Below are 1695 nucleotides of genomic sequence, written 5' to 3' on the forward strand. Positions count from 1 at the left end.
ACCTCAGCGTGGTTCAACTGGCTCCCCGGCTCCGCCAGAACAACCTCAGCGTGGTTCAACTGGCTCCCCGGCTCCGCCAGAACAACCTCAGCGTGGTTCAACTGGCTCCCCGGCTCCGCCAGAACAACCTCAGCGTGGTAAGTGGTAAGACCACCGTTGGCGTAGCTCATATTTTCCTCCAAGATCGAGCAGAATCATGAAGACTCGAACGAAAAATCCGAGCCCTGCACAAAGATGATCTACAGAGGAGCTCCACGGCGTGAGCAGTGGATACCCAAGTGGATATCTGTTGGCGCTTGGCAGTTCAGTGATCTTAGGCATCGCGCTACGAATCCGGTGTAACCCCGGGCATGGCACGGGTGGCGGGTGGTCAACCGTAGCGGCGGGTCTGGGTAGGCGGTCCAGGGCGCACTTCTGCTTTGCGCTCGGAAGCCGGACGAAAGTCATCAGGTGTGGCCTGATGAGTCTGCAGGTGCTGCAATAGGTAATCTTGTGGCCGGCCGTTTGGTTCGCTCCGCCCAGGTAGTCGTCAGCTAGCGCCTTGAGAGCACCTGGCGCGCTCGTCCTCGTTGTCCGGGGTCGCTCGGCTGCCTGTGGGAGTTCCTTGTCGCAGGATCTCGACTAGCGGACGGTGCACGTGCGCGCAGGTCTTCAGTTCGCCGATCACTGTGAAGAAAAGATTGAAAGCGGCCCGATGGCGGAACCTAGGGCAACTGGACGAGAACGTGTGATTGTCGTTTGCGCTAACGTCCCGCTTCTCTACGAACGTGCGGAAGGAAGGAAGAGAGAGTGGCAACGACTGCGGCAGCTACCAAAAATGCGGCGATGTGAGAACTCTTCTTCTCATTCATGGTCTGAACCTTTCGCGGATTGTTGTCTAGCTCTCTAACGAGTAAGAAGAGTCTTGCGCGGCGGCACATCAAAGGAGTGAGTAGTACATACCCATGCCTTACGGGATCCGTCAAACCGAACCGGGCCGGTGCCAACCCCATGGCCCGTCAACCGTCTAGTGACTCCTCCCCCTCATAGATGAGGGGGCTTCTCGCTATGCCGGTGCGGCTTTGCGACGGACCAGCCCGGCCCGTAGAACGTTCAGGGCGCCCACCGTGTCCGCGTGGGCCTGGTGGCCGCAGCTACTGAGGTTGAACTCGTGGTGTCGTAGGGGCTGACGGGCGGCAGTCCTCTGCGGTATCACCGGGGCATGCGGTATCCACAAGGGGGCGGGCTGACCACCGAACGTCAGCAGTTCCGCGAGGAGTTACGCCTGAAGGCGGCCGAGAGGTTCGCCCAGGGCGAGGCGAGTGCGGTGATCGCCAAGGACCTGCGGGTCAGCGTCCGCTCGGTGCAGCGGTGGCGGCAGATGTGGGAAGAGGACGGGCCGCGTGCTCTGCGGTCGCAGGGGCCGGCGTCGCTGCCGAGGCTGAGCGAGAAGCAGTTCGTCCAGCTGGAGGCGGAGCTTGCCAAGGGGCCAGCCGTCCACGGCTGGGAGGACCAGCGATGGACGCTGGCGCGGGTCAAGACGGTGATCGGCCGGCGTTTCCATCTGACCTACACCATCCAGGGCGTGCGAAAACTGCTGGTGCGCAACGGCTGGTCCTGCCAGGGGCCTTGACCCCTGATGTTGGACACACGAGACACTGGATCCTGAGGATCTGAGAACGGACATCTCGTGGTCATGAAGCACTATCCGCCGCA

At 61.6% G+C, this 1695-nt stretch carries 1 protein-coding gene; it reads left to right on the plus strand.

The window, feature by feature from the left end; all coding sequences use genetic code 11:
* Nucleotides 1–1201: 1201 nt before the first annotated feature.
* Nucleotides 1202–1612: a transposase gene (locus ACFWUY_RS41100; RefSeq protein ID WP_384121986.1), complete on the plus strand. Its 411-nt coding sequence runs from the start codon at nucleotides 1202–1204 to the stop codon at nucleotides 1610–1612.
* Nucleotides 1613–1695: the final 83 nt, after the last annotated feature.

Origin of the sequence: Streptomyces sp. NPDC058664 (assembly GCF_042716635.1) — a bacterium.
Classification (GTDB): domain Bacteria; phylum Actinomycetota; class Actinomycetes; order Streptomycetales; family Streptomycetaceae; genus Streptomyces.